22 protein-coding genes are annotated in these 23403 nt (G+C 64.0%); 11 read left to right on the top strand and 11 right to left on the bottom strand.

The window, feature by feature from the left end; genetic code table 11:
- Positions 1–30: 30 nt before the first annotated feature.
- The 4 genes from G7047_RS24560 to G7047_RS24545 all read right to left on the bottom strand — a co-directional run bounded on the left by G7047_RS24560 (position 31) and on the right by G7047_RS24545 (position 4789).
- A complete protein-coding gene (locus G7047_RS24560) occupies positions 31–1599 on the bottom strand; it encodes a polyamine aminopropyltransferase (protein ID WP_166310914.1) in 1569 nt (522 codons plus the stop codon).
- 246 nt (positions 1600–1845) lie between these two features.
- Positions 1846–2067, bottom strand: a complete 222-nt coding sequence (locus G7047_RS24555; protein ID WP_166310912.1) for a DUF350 domain-containing protein — start codon at positions 2065–2067, stop codon at positions 1846–1848.
- Between the two features lie 45 nt (positions 2068–2112).
- Positions 2113–3624 carry a DUF4178 domain-containing protein gene (locus G7047_RS24550; protein ID WP_166310910.1) on the bottom strand — a complete coding sequence of 504 codons (1512 nt, stop codon included), beginning with the start codon at positions 3622–3624 and terminating at the stop codon, positions 2113–2115.
- A gap of 106 nt (positions 3625–3730) precedes the next feature.
- Positions 3731–4789 carry an SPFH domain-containing protein gene (locus G7047_RS24545; RefSeq protein WP_166310908.1) on the bottom strand — a complete coding sequence of 353 codons (1059 nt, stop codon included), beginning with the start codon at positions 4787–4789 and terminating at the stop codon, positions 3731–3733.
- A gap of 240 nt (positions 4790–5029) precedes the next feature.
- Between G7047_RS24545 and G7047_RS24540 the strand changes: the two genes are divergently transcribed.
- Positions 5030–5311, top strand: coding sequence for a DUF2061 domain-containing protein (locus tag G7047_RS24540; RefSeq protein WP_240939252.1), 282 nt, complete (start codon positions 5030–5032; stop codon positions 5309–5311).
- Positions 5312–5405: 94 nt separating this feature from the next.
- On the opposite strand, the gene G7047_RS24535 is transcribed toward G7047_RS24540, so the two are convergent.
- Positions 5406–6146, bottom strand: coding sequence for an IclR family transcriptional regulator (locus G7047_RS24535; protein ID WP_166310906.1), 741 nt, complete (start codon positions 6144–6146; stop codon positions 5406–5408).
- 307 nt (positions 6147–6453) lie between these two features.
- Here G7047_RS24535 and G7047_RS24530 point away from each other — a divergent pair, with 307 nt between their 5' ends.
- The 10 genes from G7047_RS24530 (at position 6454) to G7047_RS24485 (ending at position 16493) form a co-directional block, all read left to right on the top strand.
- A complete protein-coding gene (locus tag G7047_RS24530) occupies positions 6454–7455 on the top strand; it encodes a tripartite tricarboxylate transporter substrate binding protein (RefSeq protein ID WP_240939251.1) in 1002 nt (333 codons plus the stop codon).
- A gap of 159 nt (positions 7456–7614) precedes the next feature.
- A complete protein-coding gene (locus G7047_RS24525; RefSeq protein ID WP_371813901.1) occupies positions 7615–9105 on the top strand; it encodes an acyl-CoA carboxylase subunit beta in 1491 nt (496 codons plus the stop codon).
- A gap of 13 nt (positions 9106–9118) precedes the next feature.
- Positions 9119–10513 carry an acetyl/propionyl/methylcrotonyl-CoA carboxylase subunit alpha gene (locus G7047_RS24520; protein ID WP_166310902.1) on the top strand — a complete coding sequence of 465 codons (1395 nt, stop codon included), beginning with the start codon at positions 9119–9121 and terminating at the stop codon, positions 10511–10513.
- A 41-nt stretch (positions 10514–10554) separates the two neighbouring features.
- Positions 10555–10770, top strand: coding sequence for an acetyl-CoA carboxylase biotin carboxyl carrier protein subunit (locus G7047_RS24515; RefSeq protein WP_166310900.1), 216 nt, complete (start codon positions 10555–10557; stop codon positions 10768–10770).
- Positions 10767–12899, top strand: coding sequence for a 3-hydroxyacyl-CoA dehydrogenase NAD-binding domain-containing protein (locus tag G7047_RS24510; RefSeq protein WP_166310898.1), 2133 nt, complete (start codon positions 10767–10769; stop codon positions 12897–12899). The genes G7047_RS24515 and G7047_RS24510 overlap by 4 nt, the downstream gene beginning before the upstream one ends.
- Positions 12896–13306 carry a Zn-ribbon domain-containing OB-fold protein gene (locus tag G7047_RS24505; protein WP_166310896.1) on the top strand — a complete coding sequence of 137 codons (411 nt, stop codon included), beginning with the start codon at positions 12896–12898 and terminating at the stop codon, positions 13304–13306. Before G7047_RS24510 ends, G7047_RS24505 begins: the two co-directional genes overlap by 4 nt.
- Positions 13303–14475: a thiolase gene (locus tag G7047_RS24500; RefSeq protein ID WP_166310894.1), complete on the top strand. Its 1173-nt coding sequence runs from the start codon at positions 13303–13305 to the stop codon at positions 14473–14475. The genes G7047_RS24505 and G7047_RS24500 overlap by 4 nt, the downstream gene beginning before the upstream one ends.
- Positions 14476–14503: 28 nt before the next feature.
- Positions 14504–15202, top strand: a complete 699-nt coding sequence (locus tag G7047_RS24495; RefSeq protein ID WP_166310892.1) for a 3-oxoacid CoA-transferase subunit A — start codon at positions 14504–14506, stop codon at positions 15200–15202.
- Positions 15199–15849: a 3-oxoacid CoA-transferase subunit B gene (locus G7047_RS24490; RefSeq protein WP_240939250.1), complete on the top strand. Its 651-nt coding sequence runs from the start codon at positions 15199–15201 to the stop codon at positions 15847–15849. The genes G7047_RS24495 and G7047_RS24490 overlap by 4 nt, the downstream gene beginning before the upstream one ends.
- Positions 15850–15935: 86 nt before the next feature.
- On the top strand, positions 15936–16493 hold the full coding sequence (locus G7047_RS24485; protein ID WP_166310890.1) for a PAS and helix-turn-helix domain-containing protein: 558 nt from the start codon (positions 15936–15938) through the stop codon (positions 16491–16493).
- A 24-nt stretch (positions 16494–16517) separates the two neighbouring features.
- On the opposite strand, the gene G7047_RS24480 is transcribed toward G7047_RS24485, so the two are convergent.
- The 6 genes from G7047_RS24480 to G7047_RS24455 form a co-directional block, all read right to left on the bottom strand.
- Complete coding sequence (locus G7047_RS24480; RefSeq protein ID WP_166310888.1) at positions 16518–17051, bottom strand: TlpA disulfide reductase family protein; 534 nt, start codon at positions 17049–17051, stop codon at positions 16518–16520.
- A 20-nt stretch (positions 17052–17071) separates the two neighbouring features.
- Positions 17072–18166 (bottom strand): transglutaminase-like domain-containing protein, encoded by a 1095-nt coding sequence (locus G7047_RS24475; protein ID WP_166310886.1) that lies wholly within the window; start codon positions 18164–18166, stop codon positions 17072–17074.
- Positions 18167–18401: 235 nt separating this feature from the next.
- On the bottom strand, positions 18402–19868 hold the full coding sequence (locus G7047_RS24470; RefSeq protein WP_166310884.1) for a DUF11 domain-containing protein: 1467 nt from the start codon (positions 19866–19868) through the stop codon (positions 18402–18404).
- A gap of 39 nt (positions 19869–19907) precedes the next feature.
- On the bottom strand, positions 19908–21182 hold the full coding sequence (locus G7047_RS24465) for a sulfotransferase (protein WP_166310882.1): 1275 nt from the start codon (positions 21180–21182) through the stop codon (positions 19908–19910).
- Positions 21183–21191: 9 nt separating this feature from the next.
- Positions 21192–22181: a tetratricopeptide repeat protein gene (locus G7047_RS24460; protein WP_166310880.1), complete on the bottom strand. Its 990-nt coding sequence runs from the start codon at positions 22179–22181 to the stop codon at positions 21192–21194.
- A 323-nt stretch (positions 22182–22504) separates the two neighbouring features.
- On the bottom strand, positions 22505–23386 hold the full coding sequence (locus G7047_RS24455; protein WP_240939586.1) for a LysR family transcriptional regulator: 882 nt from the start codon (positions 23384–23386) through the stop codon (positions 22505–22507).
- Positions 23387–23403 lie beyond the last annotated feature (17 nt).

The raw sequence follows: 23403 nt of genomic DNA, 5'->3' as shown, positions 1-23403 counted from the left end.
ACCCGTCGTTAAGCGGATTCCACATGCTCATCAGTGGCCCACCTGCCCCCACTCCTGCTCATAGGTGTGTACCAGCACCTGATTGGACAGGCGATTGACCTGCGCGGGCACACGTGCCATGTCGAGCGGGAAATCGAACATCAGCGGCGTCGATTGCAGCGACAGAAAACGCAGACCCTCGGGCAGCTTTTCGGGCAGACGCCAAGGCCTGCGGCTCGCGATCACAAAGCCCCATTCGCCGAAACTCGGCACATGGGCGTGGTAGGGCGTGGCCTTGAGGCCTACGGACTCGATGGTCTCCACCACGGTCCAGAAACTCTTGCGCGCGATCAACGGCGAGGTGGTCTGGATCACCGCATAACCGCTGGCCGACAGACGCTGGTCGAGTAGCGCGTAGAAACTGTTGGTGAACAGCTTGCCGATGGCGAAATTGGTCGGATCGGGAAAGTCCACGATGATCACGTCGAACGTGCCGGTGCCTGCCTGCAGCCACTGGAACGCATCGGTGTTCATCGTCTTCACGCGCGGATCATTGAGCGCATTGCTGTTGAGCTGGGTGAGCATGGGATGCTGGCTGAAAAGCTGCGTCATCGCGGGGTCGAGCTCCACCAGCACCACCGATTCGACCGACGGATACTTGAGCACCTCGCGCACCGCCATGCCGTCGCCGCCGCCGAGCACCGCGATGCGTTTGGGCGCACCGTGTGCGGCCATCACCGGGTGCACGAGGGCTTCGTGATACCGGTATTCATCGCGTTCGGCAAACTGCAGATTGCCGTTCAGGTACAGCCTGAACCCAGGCTTGCCGTGCGTGACCACGATGCGCTGATACGGCGTGGCGCTCGAAAGCACGATGCGGTCCTGATAGAACTTGTCCTCGGCGAATTTGGTGATGTGGTCCGCACCGATCAACCCTGCGAGCAGCGACGCGATCACCAGTGCGCAAGCCAGCGCATGCGAGCGGAAGCGCCGCAGCTCATGGCGAAACAGCCACAGCGCCCACACGGCCACCGCCGCATTCATGAAGCCGAACAGCAGCCCCGTGCGCACCAGCCCGAGCTGCGGCACGAGCAGCAGCGGAAACGCCAGCGACACCGCGAGCGCGCCGAGATAGTCGAACGTGAGCACCTGCGAGACGAGGTCCTTGAGCTGCACATTGCGCTTCAAAATCCGCATCACCAGCGGAATCTCCAACCCCACGAGCGTGCCCACCAGCATCACCATACCGTAGAGCAGCACCCGGAACGCGCCCGGCACATAGGCATTGGCGAGAAACAGCGTCGCGGGCAGCGCACCGCCCACGAGCGCCACCATCAACTCGATGCGCAGAAAGTGCGCGGGCAACTGCCGCTCAAAATACCGCGACAGCCACGAGCCCACACCCATCGCGAACAGATAGGTGCCGATGATGGTCGAGAACTGCAGCACCGAATCGCCCAGCACATACGACGCGAGCGCGCCCGCCGCCAGCTCGTAGAGCAGCCCGCAAGCCGCGATGACGAACACGCTGGACAGCAGCGCCACATCAATCGGCCGCGCACGGCTCGCGCTGGAATCTTCTGGTTCGGGAATGGTGACGGGATCGCTGCTGGAAGTCATTGATGAGAAAACATCACGCGGAGAAGACAGAAGAAAAAGAGATGCAAGCGATCACGGAAAGGTAATCAGCAACCGCAGCGACCTGCGAAGCGCGCAAGCCGCCCGAATCACCCACCCCAACGCCAAGACAGCCCCTCAGGCTAGGCGTGAAGCCGCAGACAGTACTCTCGTACGACAAGGCTTCGACAACAACGCATGAGGGGCTGTATTGGCGCCTCCGAACGAGCAACGAACCCAGCCAAAAAATCAATGAATAGCAGCAGCGACGATGATGGAGATGCCGAGACACATGGCAGCTACGACCATGGCGAGCGCCTTGTTGTGCTTCTCGACGATCTCGGCCCACAGGTCATAGGGCGTGAGCTTGTCCACGATGACAAAGCTCACCCAGAAAATCACCACACCCATCAGCGCATAGACCAGCGATCCCAGCAGCGCCGCTGGCTTCAGATACTCAAAGAACATCATGTCAAATCTCCCCAGAACTCAAATCTTGCCCACGGCACACGCACATCACTTGTGCCCGCCACCCGACGAATATCCACCATACGACCCACCCGAGCTGCGATAGCCGCCGCCGCTGCTGCCCGACGAACTGCCGCTGCAGGTGCTCATCAGGATCAGAATCACGAAGATCACCACCAATATCAGGATCACGGTGCCGCACCCAATTCCGCTTGCGGACACCGCAGGCGTCGCGTCCTCGCGCTTGAACTTGGCGAACTTGTCCGTCATCTTGAATGCTTCGGCCACCACACGAGCATCCATGCGCTCGCCATGCGACCAGGTCACCTCGCCCTTGCCTTCCTCTCGCGAGAGGATCGCCTTGCCGCTGGTGCTCTCGAAGTCGCTGTTGAACGTCTTCTGCCCACGCTGCACGGGCCAGTAGAACTCGCCAAGCACGTAGTTGGTCTCGGCGTTGTAGCTGTACTGCAGCGCGTAGTTGGTGCCCAGATAGCTGGTGCTCTGCGCGCCTTTGTTGTACTTGGGCGCGCCCGTGGTGGGCCGCACCAGGCTCCAGCCATCGGTCGAGTCCACCAAAAAGATGAAGCCGCGCTTGCGGTGGTAGAGCAGATACTCGTCCCAGCCGAACCATTCGTCGTCGCCAGGCTCCACGCCCATGCGGTGCTGAAAGCCGACCACCTGCCACTTTGCGCCCTCGAATTCGCCGATGCGGCCGAGCGCGATCAGCGGCTCTACGGGCTCTTCCTGGGCGGCAGCACGCATCTCGCCGCCGATGCCGTTGGTCAGATCGATGATGCTCTTGCACGATGGGCAGGTGCACGACTTGGTCGAATCAAGCGCCACCGTCACCGTCGCGCCGCAGTTCGGGCAGTTGAACTGGCGCGCCTTCTCATCCTTGGCTGCTGCGCCGTCCTTGAGCCCCTTCATCTGCAGCGCTTCGAGCTTGATTGCGAAGCCGCGTTGAATCTGCGGCGGCTCGGTGCCGTAATCGATGGAGAGCACCTCGCCGTCGTCGCTGCGCAACTCGACCACGGTGAACGGCTTGCCAAGCGGCGCGAGCTTGGGCAGCTCGCCCTGCGCCGCCACAAGCGACGCCGTGAGATTGGTGCTGACGCTGAACTGCTTGCCACCCACCGCCGTGGTCATGCCGACGCGAAAGCGATCGGCAGTCGGCACGTCGCGCCCGAGTGGCGCGCCGCGTGTGAATACGAAGTTGCCGTTGTCCTCGCTGAGCGTGGCCAGATTGCCGTCGGGCAGAAACGCATTCCACTCGTTCCAGCTGCCCTGCTCGCCCTTGTATTGCGCGCGGCCCACCAGCATGAACGGAACGTTCTTGCCATCGAGCGGCATCTGGCCCGACGCACCGAGCTGCAGCGGCGAGTAGTCGTCGAACACCTCGGCCATCTTGCCGATGCGTTTCAGAACCTCGCCGTCGCGCACCACGGTGCTCTGGCAATACGGACAGACCGCGTAGATCGACTGCGCGCTCTTGAATTCCACAGGCGCGCCGCAGCCGGGACACGGCGCGGTGTACGAACGCTGGGTGGCGCTATCGGCCATAGATCAGTTCATGTGCTGATGTGGGGACATGGACATCCGCCGCGGCCTTCCTCACCAGAGGCGACGGCGGATGTAGCGAAGGTGACGTAGTCAATGAAGCTTTGAATCAGACCAGCTTCTTGAGCAGTTCCGTCTTCTTCGCGTCGAACTCTTCCTGCGTGAGGATGCCCTTGGACTTGAGTTCGCCGAGCTTCTCGAGCGTCGCCATCACGTCCTCGGGTTTCATCGCCGCCGGAGCAACTGCTGCAGCCGCCGCAGCGGGCGCCACCTGTTGATGCGCCGCGCCGCCCTGCAGACCCTGCTGCAGGTTCTGCGCAAGCACCTGGCCGAGCGCCACGCCCGCACCGAGCCCCATCGCATCGCCCGCAATGCCACCGCCCTGGCCCGCGCTTTCCGCGAACTTGGGGATGGACTGCGCGGTCTGGTACTGCATGAACTTGCCCATGTCGTCGCCGACCATGCCCATACCGATCTTCTGGTCGAGGATCTTCTGCAGCTCCTCGGGCAGCGACACGTTCTGCACGGTCATACCCTCGAGTTTCAGGCCGATCTTCTCGAGCGCGGGCGAAAGGTCCTTCGCGAGCGCGTCGGCAAAGATCATCTGGTTGGCCGCCAGATCGAGGAACGGCACGCCGCTGGCGGCAATCGCCGTGCTGATGTGCTGCAAGATGATGCCGCGCAGCTGACCGTCAACGTCGTCCACCGTGTAGACATCGCGCGTGCCGGAGATCTCGGTGTGAAACAGCTTGGGATCGGCCACGCGGTAGGCGTAGTTGCCGAACGCGCGCAGGCGCACCATGCCGAAATCCTTGTCGCGGATGGTGATCGGCTGTGGCGTGCCCCATTTCTGGTCGATCTGCTGGCGCGTGCTGAAGAAGTACACATCGCTCTTGAAGGGCGACTCGAACAGCTTGTCCCAGTTCTTCAGATAGGTGAGCACCGGCAGCGTCTGCGTGGTCAGCTTGTAGGTGCCGGGCATGAAGACGTCGGCCACCTTGCCTTCGTTCACGAACATCGCCATTTGCGACTCGCGCACCACCAGCGTTGCGCCGTTCTGGATTTCCATGTCGCGCATCGGATAGCGCCAGGCGAGCGTTCCATCGTTTTCTTCAGTCCATTGAATGATGTCAATAAACTGTTTCTTGATGAAGTCCATGAGTGCCATGACAACGCTCCCGCTCTGTAGAAATGAAGAAGTGGTAGTAGGAAAGCCAGAAGAATACCCCCTTGGGTACTCCTTCCGGACACGCGCATCATAGCGACAACCCGGACCGCGCCACAGACGAAACATGCGGTTACTCTCCGAACCTATCAGCGAATTCAAGACTTTCGATTGGCCTTATCAGATGAGAATAAATACCATTAACTCATTCTCGATAGACAGACCGCACAGAAAGACCGCCCCATGACCCGCCTGATCCAAGCCGCCCGCCAGAACCGCCTGACCCTCATGAAGACCGGCAGCTACTATCTCATCCACATCTGCGTGGCCGCGCTGGTGGCCTACGCCGTCACCGGCAACCTCATCGCCTCGCTCACGCTGAGTCTGCTCGAGCCCACCGTGCAGGCCGCGGCCTTCTTCTTCCACGAAAAGGGCTGGGAGCGCTCGCTCAAACGCCGCGAGCTCGAGCGACAGGCCAATGGCGATGACATTCACGGCACGCACGTTGCCGCAGCGGGCGCTTGAGATGCGGCCTTCTTCCCCAACGCTGCGCCAAGCCTTCTGGCGCTGGCTCCAAATGCAGTGGCAGGCCATGGCGGCCGTTCACTGACCGGGTCGCTCAGGCCTCGGTCACCACCTGCTGCGGCCACTTGCCGCCGAGATCCTGTGTAGCCTCCTGCGCGGCTTTCAGCATCAGCGATTTCATGCGCGCGACAGCCATCTCCGAAAACCGCTCCAGCGGCCCCGACACCGACATCGCCCCCACCAGCGAAGCCGATGGCCCAAACACCGGCGCCGCAATCGCGCCGCACAGCGGATCGCGCTCGCCGAACGAGGTGAACAGCAGATCCTCGGCAGAAAGCGGCTTTGCGGGCAGCCCCTGACCAAACGCCGTCAGCACCTTGCCCGCCGCACCGCGCCCAATCGGCAGCAGATCCCCCGCGCGGATGCGGTCCAGCGTCGAATGGTTGGAGTCGATGCGCATCAGGCACAGGCGGTGCTCCTCGTCATGGCGCACATGGAAAGACGGGCTCTCCGTCCCCTGATTCACCAGCCACACCAACTGCGGATGAATCGCGTCCTGCAGCCCGTTGGTCTGCTCGAATGCCCGCCCGAACACGAAGGCCAGCGGCCCGAGCGCATAGCGCTTGTCGGTGCGATGCACGACCAGCCCTGCTTTCTCCAGCGACGACAGCAGCCGCAGCAGCGTGCTCTTGTACATGCCCGTGCGCTGCGACAGCTCGGTCAGCGTAAGCGCACTGCCGGCATTGGCCAGCGAGGTGGCAATCACCAGCGCGCGATCCACGGCCGCGACGCCGTCGTTTTTTTCAGAAGAATCGCTCGAGAGAACCTTGGACATGGAAAAGCTGCATTCCGGTTAGTGACGGTGAGCTGCGATTGTGACGGACAAGCGAGCCCCCGCCGCTTACGCGCTGAAGTTTCGACAAACAGAATGAGTCTTCTTTTTTTCGTTCCGCGCGCCAATGCCATTGTGAAACGCCCGTGCGGGCGCGCCAAGACTCATGCTGTGTGAATCGAGCAATGCAGGGATAACACCTATCGTCAGCAATTGACTTGAAACGGGTTCTCCTGAAAACTATAAAAAAGAATTTGAGTTTCGTTAGGCAGAACTTTTAGAAAAGGCCGTCAGGCCAGGAGACAAGGCAGTGAACAGCACCAAACGCATCTTTCTGACCGCCATCGCTGGCGCGGCAGCCACCTTCATCGCCATGGGCACGGCATCGGCGCAGCAAGCCGGCGGCGCCTATCCCAACAAGCCGATCCGCTTTGTCGTCGGTTTCAGCGCGGGCAATTCCATCGATTCGGTCGCGCGCATCATTGCGCAACACATCACCAACAAGACCGGCCAGGCCGTGGTGGTGGACAACAAGACCGGCGCCAACGGCATGCTCGCGGCATCCGACGTCGCCAAGGCCGCGCCCGACGGCTACACCGTTCTGATCAGCAACTCCAGCACCATCACGGTCAATCCGTCGCTCTACAAGAAGATGGCGTATGACGTGAAGAAGGACTTCGCACCGGTCTCGCTGATGGTCTCGGTGCCGTTCATCCTCACCGTCAATCCGCAGAACGAGCCCATCGGCAGCGCGCCCAATCTCAAGGCCATGCTCGATCTCGCCAAGGCCAAGCCCGGCGCGTACTCCTACGGATCTGCGGGCGTGGGCAATCTCACGCAGTTGAGCTACGAACTGCTCAACGGCATGGCGGGCGTGAAGATGACGCACGTCGCCTATCGCGGCACCGCGCCCGCACAGGTCGCCGTACTGTCCAAGGAGGTGGACTCGACCTTCGATAACCCCTCCTCGGTCCCGAAGATCAAGGCGGGCCAGTTGCGCGCGATGGCCGTCACCTCAGCCCAACGCTGGCATGAGCTGCCCGATGTGCCGACGATTGCCGAAGCGGGCTATCCGGGCTTCGACATCTCGTTCTGGGTGGGCGCACTGGCCCCGTCCGGAACGCCCGCTCCGGTGGTCAAGACGCTGTCGGACCTGATCGCCACTGCGGTGCAAGACCCCGAGGTCAAGGCCAAACTCATGCAGCAAGGCAACCTGCGCATGCTTGCGCCCCAGCAGTTCGAGACGCAGATCGACAACGAAACCAAGCAGTACGCCGAGATCATCCGCAAGGCCAACATCTCGCTGGACTGAGCCCATCCTTTCCATTTTCTCCGCACAGGGCCCCGCGCGGGCCTTCATCCGACAACACACACGCAGCACACGCCTGCACAAAGATATCTGGAGCACAACAAGGTGGCTTGGGAAAAAGAACTCGACGAACTCGCGCGCAGAACCGAACTGTCACAACGCATGGGCGGCCCCGAAAAGCTCAAGCGCCACCGCGACGCCGGCAAGCTACCGGTGCGCGAACGCATCACGGCACTGGTCGATGAAGGCTCGTTCCGCGAGGTCGGCGGCCTCGCTGGCGGCGGAGCGTATGACGACAACGGCGAGCTGACCGACTTCACACCGTCCAACCTGCTCATGGGCCGCGCGCGCATCGCGGGGCGTCCTGCCGTGGTGATGGGCGACGACTTCACCGTGCGCGGCGGCGCCAACGATGGCGCGGTAGGCGACAAGATGATCGTGGCCGAGCAGATGGCGCACGACCTGCGCATTCCGCTGGTGCGGCTGGTGGACGGGACCGGCGGCGGCGGCTCGGTCAAGAACATCGAACTCAAGGGCCACACGCTGCTGCCCAAGCTGAAATCCTGGCCCTACATCGCGCGCAATCTCGCGACCGTGCCGGTGGTGGGTCTGGGCCTCGGCTCGGTCGCCGGACTCGGCGCGGCGCGCGTCTCGGCCAGCCACTATTCGGTGATGGTCAAGGACACGGCGCAGCTCTTCGTCGCGGGCCCCCCGGTGGTCGCACGCACCGGCCAGACCATCGACAAGAACGACCTCGGTGGCAGCCAGATCCACACGCGCAACGGCGTGGTCGATGACGAGGCCGTCTCCGAAGCCGACGCCTTCGAGCGCGCGCGCCGCTTTCTCTCTTACTTGCCCTCGTCGATCTACGAGCTACCCCCGCGCGCCGAATCGGGCCGCGACGCTGCCGCCGATCAAGAGGCGCTGCGCAAGGCGATTCCTGAGAACACGCGCTCGGTCTACAAGATCCGCAGCATCGTCGAGACGCTGGTGGACACCGGTAGCTTCATGGAAATCGGCCGCCACTGGGGCAAGGCGATTGCCGCAGGTCTTGCGCGCATCGACGGCTGGCCCGTCGTCGTCGTCGCGAGCGACCCGTATCACTACGGCGGCGCATGGGACCGGCAGACCGCCGAGAAATACATGCGCATGGTCGATCTGGCCGAGCAGTTTCACTTGCCGGTGGTGAATCTGGTCGACGTACCTGGTTTCCGCATCGGGCTCGAGGCCGAGAAGGAAGGCGTGATGCGCGCGGGCGTGCGCGCGCTCACCGCCATCGCGCAGAGCACCGTGCCGTGGTGCACCATCATCATCCGCAAGGCCTTTGGTGTGGCAGGCGGCGGGCATCAGAACGCGGACCGTTTCAACTTTCGCTACGCATGGCCGTCTGCGCAATGGGGTTCGCTGCCCATCGAAGGCGGACTGGAAGTGGCCTACAAGGCCGACATCGAAGCATCTGACGACCCCGAGGCCACGCGCGCCAAGATCGAAAAGCGAGTGCGCGGACTCACCTCGCCCTACCGCAGCGCCGAGGCCTTCGTGATCGAGGACATCATCGATCCTGCGCACACCCGCACCGCGCTTGTCGAGTTCGCCACCATCGCCGCGCCGCTGCGCCAGGCGGGTCGCGCAAGCTTCGGCTTCCGTCCTTGACGAGGTCCATGCGATGAGCACCCCACACACCATTCGCCGCATCCTCGTCGCCAACCGTGGCGCGGTCGCCGCGCGCGTGATCCGCGCTGCGCACAAGCTGGGTCTTGAGGCCGTCGCCGTGCATTCCACGGCCGATGCCGATCTGCCCTATCTGAAGGAGGCCGACACCAGCATCTGCATCGGGGAGGGCCCGGCGCTGCAGAGCTATCTGAACCAAGACGCGGTGCTGCGCGCAGCCAGGGAATGCGGGGCCGACGCCGTCCATCCGGGCTACGGCTTTCTGTCGGAAAACGCGCAGTTCGCCGAGGCGGTCGAAGCCGCAGGGTTGTGCTTCATCGGTCCATCGCCACGCTGGATTCGCGAGCTCGGCCACAAGACCGCCGCGCGCGCGCTCATGCAGCAGCACAGCATGCCGATGACGCAGAGCAGCGCGCTGCTGCCCGACGATGTGGATGCCGTCGCCGCCATTGCCGATGCGATGGGCTACCCGCTGATGCTCAAGCCCGCCAACGGTGGCGGCGGCATCGGCATGCTGCCGGTGCGCCATCACGACGAGGTAGCCGCCGCGCTGCGCCAGGCGCAGTCCACGGCGACCAAGGCTTTCGGCAATGCGCAGCTGTATTTCGAGACGCTGATCGACAAGCCGCGCCACATCGAATTCCAGTTTCTTGCCGACCGCCACGGCCAAGCGCGTTGCCTCTTCGAGCGCGACTGTTCGGTGCAGCGGCGCAACCAGAAGGTGGTCGAAGAAGCCACCGCGCCGGGCATCGCCCGCGACGAGATAGAGCAGATGGCGCGCCGCCTCGAAGCCATCCTTTGCCATATCGGCTACGACGTGATCGGCACCGTGGAGATGCTCTACACACCAGCCACCGGCTTCACCTTTCTCGAAGTGAACACCCGTCTGCAGGTGGAGCATGCGGTGACCGAGGAGGTGACCGGCATCGACATCGTCGCCGCGCAGATCCGCCTCGCTGCGGGCGAGCCGCTGGCTGACGTTCTACCCGCGCGGATCGAATGTAACGGCCACGCCATCGAGGCCCGCATCTATGCCGAAGACCCCGTGCGCTTCTTCCCGTCGCCCGGCGTGATGAGCACCTTCGCGCCGCCTGCGGGCGAAGGCATACGCGTGGAAACCGGCTACGGCGAAGGCGCGCGCATCTCCACCTTCTACGACCCGATGATCGCCAAGCTGATCGCCCACGCGCCCAACCGCGCCACCGCCATCGAACGGCTGCGCGGCGCGTTGCAAGCATTCCATGTGAGCGGCGTGAAAACCAATATTCCCTTTGTGCTGCGCATTCTCGAAGATGAGGATTTCGCCGCCGCGCGCCTGCACACGCAGCTCGGCACCGCCATCGCAGCCGCCTCCAACGTGAAGCCTCAGACCGCGCCCGTTGCCGCCTGAACACCCGATTCACCGAACACATTCAACCGACAGGACCCGCCATGCCCACCACCATTTCCTCCCCGCTCTCCGGCCGCGTCGTGAGCCTCTGCGTCGAGCCGCAATCCGCCGTCGCCTCGGGCGACGCCGTGCTCATCGTCGAATCGATGAAGATGGAAATCCCCGTCGAAGCCGAAAGCGCGGGCACCGTCGCGCGCTTTCTCGTGGCCGTGGGCGATGAAGTGACCGAAGGTCAGGCACTCGTGGAGCTGCAATGAACAGCGCAGACACCACCACTACCACCACTGCGTTCGCGCGCCATGGCCGCGTGGCCGTGATCTCCTGGTCCAACCCGCCCGTCAACGGCATCTCGTTTGCGCTGCGCCAGCAGGTGAGCGCAGGCCTCGACGCAGCCGTGGCCGATGCGGACATCGACGCCATTGTCATGATGGGCGACGGCCGCATGTTCTCGGGCGGCGCGGACATCCGCGAATTCAACACGCCCAAAAGCACGTCCGAACCCACCACGCCGCAGCTCATATGGCGCATCGAACACCTCTCCAAACCCGTCATCGCCGCCATCCACGGATCGGCGCTCGGCGGAGGTCTGGAGATGGCGCTTGGGTGCCACTGGCGCGTCGCGCTGTCCGATGCCAACGTGGCGCTGCCCGAGGTGAAGCTCGGCCTGCTTCCGGGCGGCGGCGGTACGCAGCGACTGCCGCGCCTCATCGGCGTGGAGAAGGCGCTGGACTGGATCGTCTCGGGCAAAACCATCAAGGCCCCGGCCGCGCTGGCAGCGGGCGTGCTCGATGCGGTGTTCGACAATGACCTGCTTGGCAATGCCGTCGCCTTTGCGTCCAAACTCTTACCCGCCACCGCGCTGCGCGCCACCGGGTCCATCGCAGTGAGCGTGCCCGCCAACGCCGCCGAACTCTTCGAGCAGGCCCGCGCCAACGCCCGCAAGACCGCGCGCGGCATGGATGCGCCGCTGCAATGCATCGCCTGCGTGGAAGAGTCCACGAAGAGCTCGCTTGAGGACGGTTTGAAGTTCGAGCGCGCGCGTTTTCTGGAGCTGGTCAACGGCACGCAGTCCAAGGCCATCCGCCATCTGTTCTTCGCCGAACGCGAGGCCGCCAAGCCGCCGCACGATGCGCAGGACGCGCCGCTACGCACCGTGCAGCGTGTGGGCGTGATCGGCGCGGGCACCATGGGCGGTGGCATCTCGATGGCGTTCGCCAACGCAGGCTATCCGGTCACGCTGGTCGAAGTGACCGACGCGAATCTGCAGAAGGGCCTTGCCACCATCCGCCGCAACTATGAGGCCACGGTCAGCAAAGGCAAGCTCGACGCCAAGGAGATGCAGGCACGCGTGGACCGCATCCACGGCGCGACCGACCTGCGCGAGCTTGCCGATGTCGATCTGGTCATTGAGGCGGCGTTCGAAGACATGGACGTCAAGCACGATCTGTTCAGGCAGTTCGACGCGATCTGCAAGCCCGGCGCGATCCTCGCGACCAATACCTCGCGGCTCGACATCAACGCCATCGCCGCCGTCACCAAGCGTCCGCAGGAAGTGGTCGGCCTGCATTTCTTCAGCCCTGCCAACGTGATGAAGCTGCTGGAGATCGTGCGTGCCGATGCCACCGCGCCCGACGTGCTCGCGACCGTGCTGCACGTGGCCAAGCGCATCGGCAAGATCGCGGCGGTGGTCGGCGTGTGCGACGGCTTCGTCGGCAACCGCATGGTCAGCCCGTACACGCGCGAGGCGCATTTCCTGCTTGAAGAAGGCGCAACGCCGCAGCAGGTCGATCAGGCGCTCGAGCGCTTCGGCCTTGCGATGGGGCCGCTGCGCATGGGCGATATGGCGGGTCTGGACATCAGTTGGGCCGCGCGCAAGCGCCTCGCGCCGACGCGCCCCCAACACATCCGCTACTGCAAGATCGCCGACCGGCTCTGCGAATCGGGCCGTCTCGGCCAGAAGACCAGCGAAGGCTTCTACCGCTATGAAGCCGGCAGCCGCGCACCGGTTCCCGATCCCAAGGTCGAGGAAATCATCAAGGCCTGCGCTGCCGAATCAGGCATCACGCGCCGCGCCATCACCGACGAAGAAGTGGTCGAGCGCACGATGTATGCGCTGGTCAACGAGGCCGCGCGCATTCTCGAAGACGGCATCGCGCAGCGCGGCAGCGACATTGACGTGATCTATGTGAACGGCTACGGCTTCCCCGCGGGTCGCGGCGGTCCGCTGTTTTATGCCGACACCGTGGGCCTGCCCAAGGTGCTTGAACGCATCCGCGCATTCCACCAGGCCCACGGTGAGCTGTGGACGCCCGCGCCGCTGCTCGAAAAGCTGGTGACCGAAGGCAAGCCGATCTCCTCGTACGAAGTTCCTACCGCCAAAGCATGACGAACGCGCAACCCACCAACGGCCCCGATGCGGCCTTCCAAGACTATCTCGCGCGAGGCGAGTTCCGCATTCAGCAATGCGATGGCTGCGCACGCCATGTGTTCTATCCACGCGTGCTCTGCCCGCATTGCGGCAGCACGCAACTGAGCTGGAAGGCAGCCAGCGGCGCAGGAACGGTTTACGCCTGCAGCGTGGTGATGGGCAAGCCCGGCACCCATACCGACTACGCGGTCGTGCTCATCGACCTCGCGGAAGGCACGCGCATGATGAGCCATGTGGTCGACTTCGATCCGCATGCGGTGAAGATCGGCATGCCGGTCACCGCGCGCATCATTGAAAAGGAAGGAAGCCCGCTCGTGGTGTTTGCACCGACCAACGGCCAAGTGCAGAACGGAGGCACGCAATGAGTCTTCAGCACATGCGCGGCCAATCCGCCATCGTCGGCGTGGGCCAGGCGGGCATCGGCGAGGCCCATGGCTTCACCGCGATGGAAATCCTTGCCCAGGCCGCGACAAAGGCGGTGGCCGATGCGGGCCTCAAAATGCAGGACATCGACGGCCTCGCCACCTGCAGTTCGGCGGCGAGCATGTGGGCGCTGCCCACGGCCGAATATCTGGGCCTGCGCCCGAAGTTCATCGACAGCACCATGCTCGGCGGATCGAGCTTCATCGCGCATCTGATGCCCGCGATGCTGGCGCTGGAGAGCGGCCAGTGCAACGCCGTGCTGGTCTGCTACGGCAGCACGCAGAAGACCGGAACGTTTTCGCGCAAGGCCATGTCGGAGGCCTTTAAGCTCGTCGATCCGCTGCCCTACGAGCACCCCTACCAGCCGATGCTGCCGCCCACGGCCTACGCGCTTGCGGCCTCGCGCCACATGCACGAATTCGGCACCACGCGCGAGCAACTCGCCGAGGTGGCCGTGGCCGCGCGGCGCTGGGCCCAGCTCAATCCGGAGGCGACCATGCGCGACCCACTGAGCATCGACGATGTGCTGAATTCGCGCATGATCTCCACGCCGTTGACCGTGCGCGATTGCTGCCTGGTCACCGACGGCGCTGGCGCCTTTGTGCTGATGCGCGCCGACCGCGCCAGGGCGCAGAAGCAAAAGCCCGTCTACGTGCTCGGCAACGCCACGGCCGTGTGGAACCGGCAGATCTCGTGCATGGAAAACCTCACCGTTACCTCGGCGAGCGAGTCGGGCCAGCGCGCGTTCGAGATGGCGGGCCTCAGGCCCTCCGATGTGGACGTGGTGGGCCTGTATGACGCATTCACCATCAACACGCTGCTGTTCCTTGAAGACCTCGGCTTCTGCAAGAAGGGTGAGGCCGGAGCGTTCGTGCAGAACGGCGGCATCGCGCCCGGCGGGCACCTGCCGGTCAACACCAACGGCGGCGGTCTCTCGTGCGTGCATCCGGGCATGTACGGCATCTTCCTCGTGATCGAAGCCGTTCGCCAGTTGCGCGGCGAATGCGGCGAGCGCCAAGTGAAGGACGCGAAGATCGCGCTCGCGCATGGCAACGGCGGCACGCTGTCGAGTCAGTCCACAGCCCTCTTCGGGCTGGAGGAAACGCTGTGAGGATCCGCATTTCAACAGGAGACCGCTCATGCTGAACAAGGTCGTCGATTCGCTTGCGGCCGCCGTGCAGGGCGTGCCCGATGGCGCGGTCATCATGATCGGCGGCTTCGGCATCTCGGGCGTGCCGACCGAGCTGGTCTGCGCGCTGCTCGATCAGGGCGCGCGCGAACTCACCATCGTCAACAACAACGCGGGCAACGGCAAATACGGCCTGAGCCAGCTCATCGAAGCGGGCCGCGTGCGCCGCATGGTGTGCTCGTTCGCCCGCAATTCCAACCCCAAGATTCCCAATGCCGAGGCCTTCGCCGAGTGGTATCGCGCGGGCAAGATCGAGCTGGAATGCGTGCCGCAAGGCACGATGGCCGAGCGCATGCGCGCGGCGGGTTCGGGCCTCGGGCCGTTCTTCACGCCCACGTCCTACGGCACCACGCTCGCGGCGGGTAAGGAGACGCGCGTGATCGACGGCGTCGGCTATGTGCTTGAAAACCCGCTGCGCGGCGACTTCGCGTTCGTGAAGGCGCGCGCAGCCGACCCCTGGGGCAACCTCATGTTCCGCAACGCCGAGCGCAACTTCGGCCCGGTGATGTGCATGGCCGCGAAGACCGCCGTCGCGCAGGTCGATGAGATCGTGTCGCTTGGCGATTTCGTGCCAGAGAACGTGATGCTACCCGGCATCTTCGTGCAACGCGTGGTCAAGGTACAGGTCACGCAAGGAGCACCATCATGAGCGCCACTTTTCAACGCCTGAGCCGCGAGGAGATGGCGCGCGCCGTCGCCATGGACATCCCCGACGGCAGCTACGTGAACCTCGGCATCGGCATTCCTACGCTGATCTCCAAGTGCCTGCCCGCAGGCCGCGACGTGATCCTGCACAGCGAGAACGGCATCCTCGGCATGGGCCCCGGCCCCAAGGACGGCACGGTGGACCCGAGCCTGCTCAACGCCAGCAAGGAACCCGTCTCGCTGCTGCCCGGCGCGTCGATCTGCGACCACAGCATGTCGTTCGCGATGATGCGCGGCGGGCACATCGACGTGTCGGTACTCGGCGCATTTCAGGTGGCCAGCAACGGCGATCTTGCCAACTGGGACACCGGCGCGCCCGACGCGATTCCCGCCGTCGGCGGCGCGATGGACCTCGTGGCGGGAGCGAAAAAGGTCATCGTGGTGATGGAGCACACGACCAAGGACGGCAAGCCCAAGATCGTCGAGGCTTGCACCTATCCGCTGACCGGCGCGGGCGTGGTTGACCGCATCTACACCGACTGCGCGGTGATCGACGTGACGCCGGGCGGACTCGTCGTGCGATCCATGGTGCCGGGCCTTGATCTTGAGACGCTGCAGGCGATGACGGGAGCGCCGCTGCACAAAGGCTGAAAAGACGGAGTGCGGCGGAGTAACATGCGGGCGGCCTTTCTTTCATCCTTCAACTCACCGCAACGCATCCCGTCCTTCCCATGGCCATGGCCGACAGCGCAATCGATCATCAGCTTCTGGTCTTTGACCTCGCGCCCGTCGGCCTGCTCGTGGCGCAGCATCGGCAGATCCGTTCGTACAACCAGAGCTTCTGCGACATCTTCGGCTACCCGCCCGAAGCGCTGCTCGGGCAGTCGTTGGCGGTGCTCTATCCATCAGCTTCGGAGTTCGAGGACACGGGCTCGCGGGCGCTGGCGTTGATGCGCGAAACCGGCAACTACGCGGATGACCGCATCATGCGCAAGCAGGACGGCACGCTGTTCTGGTGCCATGTGGCAGGGCGCACGGCGGATCGCGTGGACCCGTTCGCGCTCTCGGTCTGGGTGTTCGAGGACATGTCGGCCGAGCGTCCTGTGACCACGCCATTGACGGCGCGCGAGCGGCAGATCGCGCGCTCGCTGGTGTCGGGCAAATCAAGCAAGCAGATCGCAGCCGATCTGGGCATCAGCTTTCGCACGGTGGAGGCGCATCGCGGGCGGCTGTTCACCAAGTTCGATGTGTCAAGCACGGCCGAGCTGATAGCGCGGCTCGTGGGGCACATCTGAACAATGATCTGAGCGCAGGCTCGCTCAGCCTTCGATCACCTGCTGCAGCTTGGACTGCGCATCCCACGCGGTCCAGTCGAGTTCGCCGATGTGCCAGAAGCGCACGCGGCCTTTGGCGTCGATGATGAAGCTCGTGGGCAGGGCGCGGCCACCCCACGCGGCGAGCTGTTTCTGGCTGCGGTCAAGCAGCACGTCGCCGGTGAACGGCACGGCTTGGAGGAACTGGGCGATGCGTGCGGGCATCTCGCCATGGTTCACGGCCAGCACGCGCAGTTTCTTGTCGCTGTAGAGGTCGAGCAGCATGCTGAACGTGGGCATCTCGAGGCGGCACGGGCCGCAATAGGACGCCCAGAAATTCAGTATCAGCGGCGCGCCGACATAGTCCTGCAGCGTGACCTTGCGGCCTTCCATGGTGAGGGCGGAGAGCGCGGGCGCGGCGCCGCGTGTCCACGGCATGAGCTTGCCCTGCGAGGGCTCGTCATTGCCCGCCGCACGCACGCCACCGGCAGCCATCAGGGCCATGCCACCCAGCAGTTGGAAGCTCTTGCGCCGTTCCATGCAATGCTCTTCAGCGATCATCACGCCAGCTTGCGCGACGTGATGCGGTACGCGAAGTGGGCGGGGTCGAGGCTGTCGAGACGGCCGTTGGCGGACTCACCATTGGGGTACATGAAGAAGCCTGCGGTCAGTTCCGAGCCGGGGAAGCGCACGTCGGCGGCGGTGTTGTAGGCCATCCAGTTGCCTTCCCACGCGCCGAACAGCATGGCGCGCGCGGCGCGCACCTTGGGATCGTCCTTGGGCAGGCCACCGGGTTGTTCTTCAAGCGCAACCTTGGCGACGTCGGCCGGATCGACCGGAATCCAGCCGTAGCCGTCGGCATAGAACTGCGCACGGCAGTGCTGGGCCTTGGAGATGTCGCCGGCCTTGCCAAGGCTCTTGAAGCCGCGCTCGGAGGTGTCCACGCGCACGCCGTAGACGTCGCGCGCGGGCACACCGCTCGCGCGCAGCAACGCGGTGTAGAGGCCGTTCAGGTCGGCGCACTTGCCAGAGATCTTGCCCGAGTTGAGCATGTAGGTGACATCGCCCGTGCCGCAACCGGCGACCGCGCCGTCGCGCGAGGCGTTGACCACCATCCATTCGTAGATCGCGCGGGCCTTGCCGATGGCGTCCTTGGGGTGGCCGGCCTCGGCCAGAATTTTGTCGGACGTCTGCTTGACGATGCCGCCGAGCGGCGCAAGCGATGTGGGCTGCAAATACTCGCGCAGCGCGGATGCTGGAAGCTTGCGCGCCGTGCCTGCCGCGCCGAGGTCCACCGATGGATCACGCAGGGCGACGCGGGTGGTGAGCTTCACGGTCTGCGGCGCTTCGGTGTTCTTCCAGTGCACGGCCACCATGCGCGCGTCCGAACGCGGCACCGAGAACAGCTCGACCTTGGTGGCGCCGGGCGCGTCGAACTTCACGTCCAGCGTGCGCTGGTAGCCTTCGAGCTGTGCCATCGGCACGGGCACCCACACGCGCGCCTCGCCGGTTTTCTCGCCCACGTTCACCTCGGTGGTGATCTCGTATTCGCGCCATCCCTCGCCCTTGGCGGGCGAGGCCGCAAAGGCACTCACGCCGAAGGTTCCGGACGACGCGGCGATGGTGGAGACGAGGAGGAATTGGCGGCGTTGCATGGAATGGTGCTCGCAAAGGGGGGGACGGGAACGGAAGACAGCGTTTCCCTTGCAGGCACTGGACAACGGGACATGCGCGCGTGCACGGCACAGAATCGACGAACACGGCAAGCGAAGCTGCAGGACCTGCAAGAGTCGCGGCATCCTATCACCAACCCTTTCCGGGGATGGGAGCGCGCCTATTGACCGCCACAGCGCGCAGCCAGCCGAATGCGCGCCGTGGGCGTTGCCTTACTTACTGGTGGACATTCTCGCCCTTCGTATCCTTCAAGTCCTTGCGACGACGACGCGTACCCATCAGCGCAAGAGCGCCACTCAGCCCTGCCAGTGCTACGGTGCCCAGACCCGGAACGGGCTGGGTATTGGAGACCACAACTGCACCCGTGACTGACAGCGATGTCGAATTGTTCGCCGTGTTGCTTTCGCCTGTCACTGCGGTGATGACCGCGCTGATGGAGGCTGGCGCTACGGGCACAGTGGAGGCAGTGACAGCGAAGTTCAATGTCTGCACACCCGCTGCCACCGGAGGCGTCGCACTGGCATCCGCCGCCGCGATGGCGCCCAGAGTGCAGGTGAAGCCTTGCGTGCCATTGGCGATGCAGCCAGCAGGCGGCGTGGTCAGGTTCACCCCTGTAGGCAGGGTCACGGTCAGTGTGCCATCGGTGTTGGTGCCTGTGCCGCCATTGGTCACCGTCAGCGTCATGTTGGTGGCCTGCCCGACCGTGAGACTCGTCGGCCCGCTCAACGCCGGGGTGAGGTCGGGAAAGCCCATGTAGTTCCAGTTCACGATGGAGCGCAACTCGTCTTCGCTCAAATCAGAGACATAACCCGCCTGACGCAGGCTGTTCAGATCGTTGAACGTAGACGCCACCGCCTGCGCCACGGTAGCGGAACGCGACAAGCGCACCAGCGTCATCACACGCTTGGTGCCACCGGCGGGTACGGTCACGTTGAAGTACTGGTAGGGATTGTCATCGCCATCCACATAGTCGGCGCTACTGGCGAGCTTCATGCCGGCCAGTGTGATGGTGGGATCCGTAATCGGCATCCCAACACCAATATCCTGATGCGAAATCACCCAGTTGTCCTGCCCGAGTTGAAAGACGTTGTCACCACTACTGGTCGTGTCGATCTTGGTATTGGCGTCCGAGCCCAGATTGTTGTCGTTGGTGACCTGCACGGTGATAGCGCTCGCACTCGGGTTCTGCAGTGTCAGAATGGCGCGCGCCACGCCCTGACCCGCCGGGAAATACAGTTGCCCAGTCACGTTCAGCCCCTGCAGGACCTCAACGTTGCCGGTAACGGTCGCCGCCTGCTCGGCTACCGGTGAGGCTGGAGACAGCGTGACCCCACCAGTCGCTTGATAGCCATTGAGCCCTTTATCGCTATTGGCGATGACTCCGGTGGGATGCACGTGCCACCCCATGGCGCCATCAAACGCATCGTTCAGCGTCTGCGAGCTTCCGTTCTCCGTCTGCATCGGCTGCGTGGCGCTGGCCTCGCTGAATCCGAAATTGGAGGAAGTGGAAAGAAACGTGATGTTGGTGTTGATGAACCACTTGAATCCGCCGCTCACAATCGACTGAGATCCAGTCGCAGCGTTGGCGATTGTCGGTGCGACTCCGACCGTGCCGCCCAGAATGGCGACGCCCGAGCGCTTGGCGAAATCGCGCATGCGCAGTGATGCAAACTTCGTTGTCATGAAAATTCCTCTCTCGTTTCAGGTCTGTGGTGATGGGTCTCAGGATGGCTTGCGCAGGGCCGTCAGCACGACGGCCTGCGCGGTGGATGGCAGGGCATGGGCGGGGTCGTCCGCCAGCGCATCGCACACGGGTGCAAGCATCGATTCGTATCGCTGCCAACGTGCTACCGCGCGCTGGTACATGGGCTGACGTACCTGATTGACGCTGGCGGTGCGCACCAGTCGACGCGTCTCGAAAAACGACATGCAACGCTCGTCCCATGGCAGATCCACCGCTTGCAACAGCCGCTCGGATTCGTGGCGCTGATCCGCCACCATCCGCTCGTAGCGCAGCTCGTGCAGCGGCACCGGTAGCACCTTCTGCCAATGCGCCATCAGCCTGCGGTATTGCTGGATGCGGTGCACCAGATGGTCCATGTCATTGGCCCAGACGATGCGGCCGAAGTCGGTGATCCAACACGACAGCGCCACATCCCGCAGGTCGCGACGACAATGAATGAAGTGGGCCTTGGGAAACAGAATCGCCAGCCAGCCCAGCAGGCTGAAGTTGTCTGGCATCTTGTCCGCCACACGCAATGCCTCGCCATCGAGTTGCGCCAACTGCTGCAGGTGCCATTCGGCCACCGACTGGGTGTGCGACGGATTGGACTGCGCCAATGCCGCCCACTGGGCACCCGGAGCTACACCCTGCATGCGCGCCAATCGCGAGAGTCCCTGATTGGCAAAGCTGCGTTCACCAGCGCCATGGGCATCCGGATGGCTCGCGATGATCTGTTCGGCCAGCGTGGTGCCAGAACGTGGCATGCCAACGATGAAGACGGGGCGTGCACTCGCATGCCCATGTTGCGCCATGCGAGCAAAAAACTCCGGCGTGAACACGCGGATGATCTCGTCGACAAAGCGCTCGTAGCCCTCCGGGTCGTAGCGGTCATTGCGCTCGGCCTTGGCGGATTTGCGCAGCGCATTGGCCGTCACCATGTGCATGGCCGCCTTGTGCCAGGCCTTGGTCGCATCGTAGTAGGTGGCGAGCCCGAAATGCAGGCTGGCACGACGCGGTGCGCTCAGAGTCTGGGTACGCAGCAACTCCAGCGCCTGGTGCTTGAGCGGCGACTGTGCGCGGGTCTTGGCCATCGTGAGCAATCCCGTCAGCGCGGGAATGCATTCCGGGTTGCAGGCGAGCGCGGCCTCAAAGCTGGCCTTGGCATCAGCGGTATCGCCCGCATTCGCCAGCGCCTGCCCGAGTGCCGCATGCAGATGCGCCCATCCCGGCGCAAGGGCGATGGCTGCGCGGTAGTCGGCCAGCGCATCGGCCAACTGACCTTGCTACAGATGCACACTGGCGCGATGGCCAAGCGCCTGTACGCGCTGAGGGCTACGCGCGAGCACGGTAGCCAGCAACTCATGCGCCGCTGTGAACTGTTCGGCCTTGAGGGCCATGCTGGCCAGCCGCTCCAATGGTTCAATAGCCTCAGCATCCAATTGCAGGCTGCGCTCATACCACTGACTGGCCTCGTCGGGCTCGCCCAGCTCCTGCCAAGCTATACCAACGAACAGGTTTGCGCGATACGAGTCAGGCACACGCTCCAAGGCCAGTTCGAGTGCCTGCATCGCGGCATCCATCTCGCCGCAATCGAGCAGCACACGGCCCCAATTCTGCAGGGTGATGCTGTCGGCCTGACGACTGGCGGCCTGCGGGTCGACGTTCACCAGCGATGCGGCCTGCTCACACAGCGGACGCGCCTCGGTCAACCGACCGGCGCGATAGAGCAGCCAGCCCAGATCGCTGAGCGCCTGCATGTGTGTGGGCGCTTGCTGCAACAGGCGACGCAAGGTGACTTCGGCATCGGCTGTGCGTGATTGCTCACGCTGCGCTTGGGCAAGCCACATCAGTGCGGAATCGCTCGCGGAGTCGCACGCCAGCGCGGCACTCGCCGCCAGCTCCACCGCCGGCCAGTCGCGCAAGATACTGCGGCCCTCAGCCAGCAACAATTGTGCGGTGGCATTGCGCGGATCGAGCATCACCGCATGCTGTGCGGCACGGCAGGCTTGCTCGGCGTCGCCCGACACCAGCAGCGCATGGGCCAAACGACAGGCCAATGGATCATCCCCTGGTGCCAGTGCTACCGCACGTTGCAGGAGGCTGACGGCCACGGCGGGCTCGCCCTGCTGCATCGCCAGTTGGCTGCGCATCTGGAGCAAGCCCAGATCATCGGGCAGCGCGTGCAATGCGCGTTCGAGATGAGTGTGCGCCTGCTCCCATTGACCGTCATGCAGCGCGCGTGCGGCCTCCATGCCATGCAGTAACGGTCCCATGCCGGTAGACCACAAAATGGCCGGTGACGACACTTGCCCGTTCACGTGACGGGCAGGGCGACATGCCCCGAAACTGCGGCTCGGAGATCGGCACAACGCCGTGGATGCTCCTGCACGCGTGGTTGGAGAGTTGATGCAGAAGTGTGGTGCATAGAACCCGAGATGGTGGGTGACCCTCAGGCTGACTTCGTCACGTCGCTGGTTCGCATGTGCCGAACGAAGCGCCCTGCCCAAAATTTGCTCTGTCGATCAATCATTCAAAGTGTAAACAAGTGCAATCTAATTGCAACAAATTATTGCTTTACTGTTGAATTTAAATGCGACTATCGATGTGCATTCACTAGGCATTGTGTAAATGCGTGAGTAGTTCTACTGGATTGTGGAGACTTTCGAACGAGGCTCACGAACTCGCAGTGGTAGTGCAGCTCGGCCGGGCGCACCGGCTGCATGCGGCCCTCTGCCTCGAACGCGCGGGCGTAGTGGTCGGGCAAAAAGCCCAGATAGCGGCCCGAGAGAATCAGCGTGGCAATCGATTCCTGATCGAAGCCGGTGGCAGCGCGCGAGAGGCGGGCCTGATGCGTCAACTCCATATTGGGCGAGTGGTAGCCGAGGCCCGCAAACGGGTGCTCACGCACGCTGTCCCAGTCGAGGGCGTCGTGATCCGCGCCGAACAGCGCATGGCCTTTGCCGCAGTACAGCAGCATGTGCTCGTCGAACAGGCGGTGGTAGAGCAGGCTGTGCGAGCTGCGGTGCTCAGGGATGATGCCGATCTGAAAGGTGCCGTCCATCACGCCGCGCTCGATCTCGTTGATCGACCCCACGTGCAGCTGCAGATGCACATCGGGCGCAAGCTGGTTGAACGCGCTGATGGCCTCGCCGATGCGCGCAGCCGGGTTGCTGGCGGTCTTGTCGAAGATGGCGACGGCGAGCTGACCGCCCATGCGCGCGTGGATGTCGTCGATGGAATCGCGAAAGCCGCGCACCGAGGCCAACAGGCGCTGGGTTTCCTCATACACACGCTGGCCCTCGGCCGTGAGCGCGAAACCCGCGCGGCCCCGGCGGCACAGCGTGAGGCCGAGGCGCATCTCCAGATCCTTCACGTGGCGGCTCACGGTGCTGGTGCCGATGTTCAGCTCCAGCTCCGCCGCCGACATGCCGCCGCAGTCCACCACGGCCTTGAACACCTGCAGCAGGCGCAGATCCATGTCGCTGATCTGGCCCA

Source organism: Diaphorobacter sp. HDW4A (assembly GCF_011305995.1).
GTDB lineage: Bacteria > Pseudomonadota > Gammaproteobacteria > Burkholderiales > Burkholderiaceae_C > Diaphorobacter_A.
The sequence above is the reverse complement of the archived record's forward strand: the minus strand, read 5'-3'. Positions and strand labels throughout refer to the sequence as shown.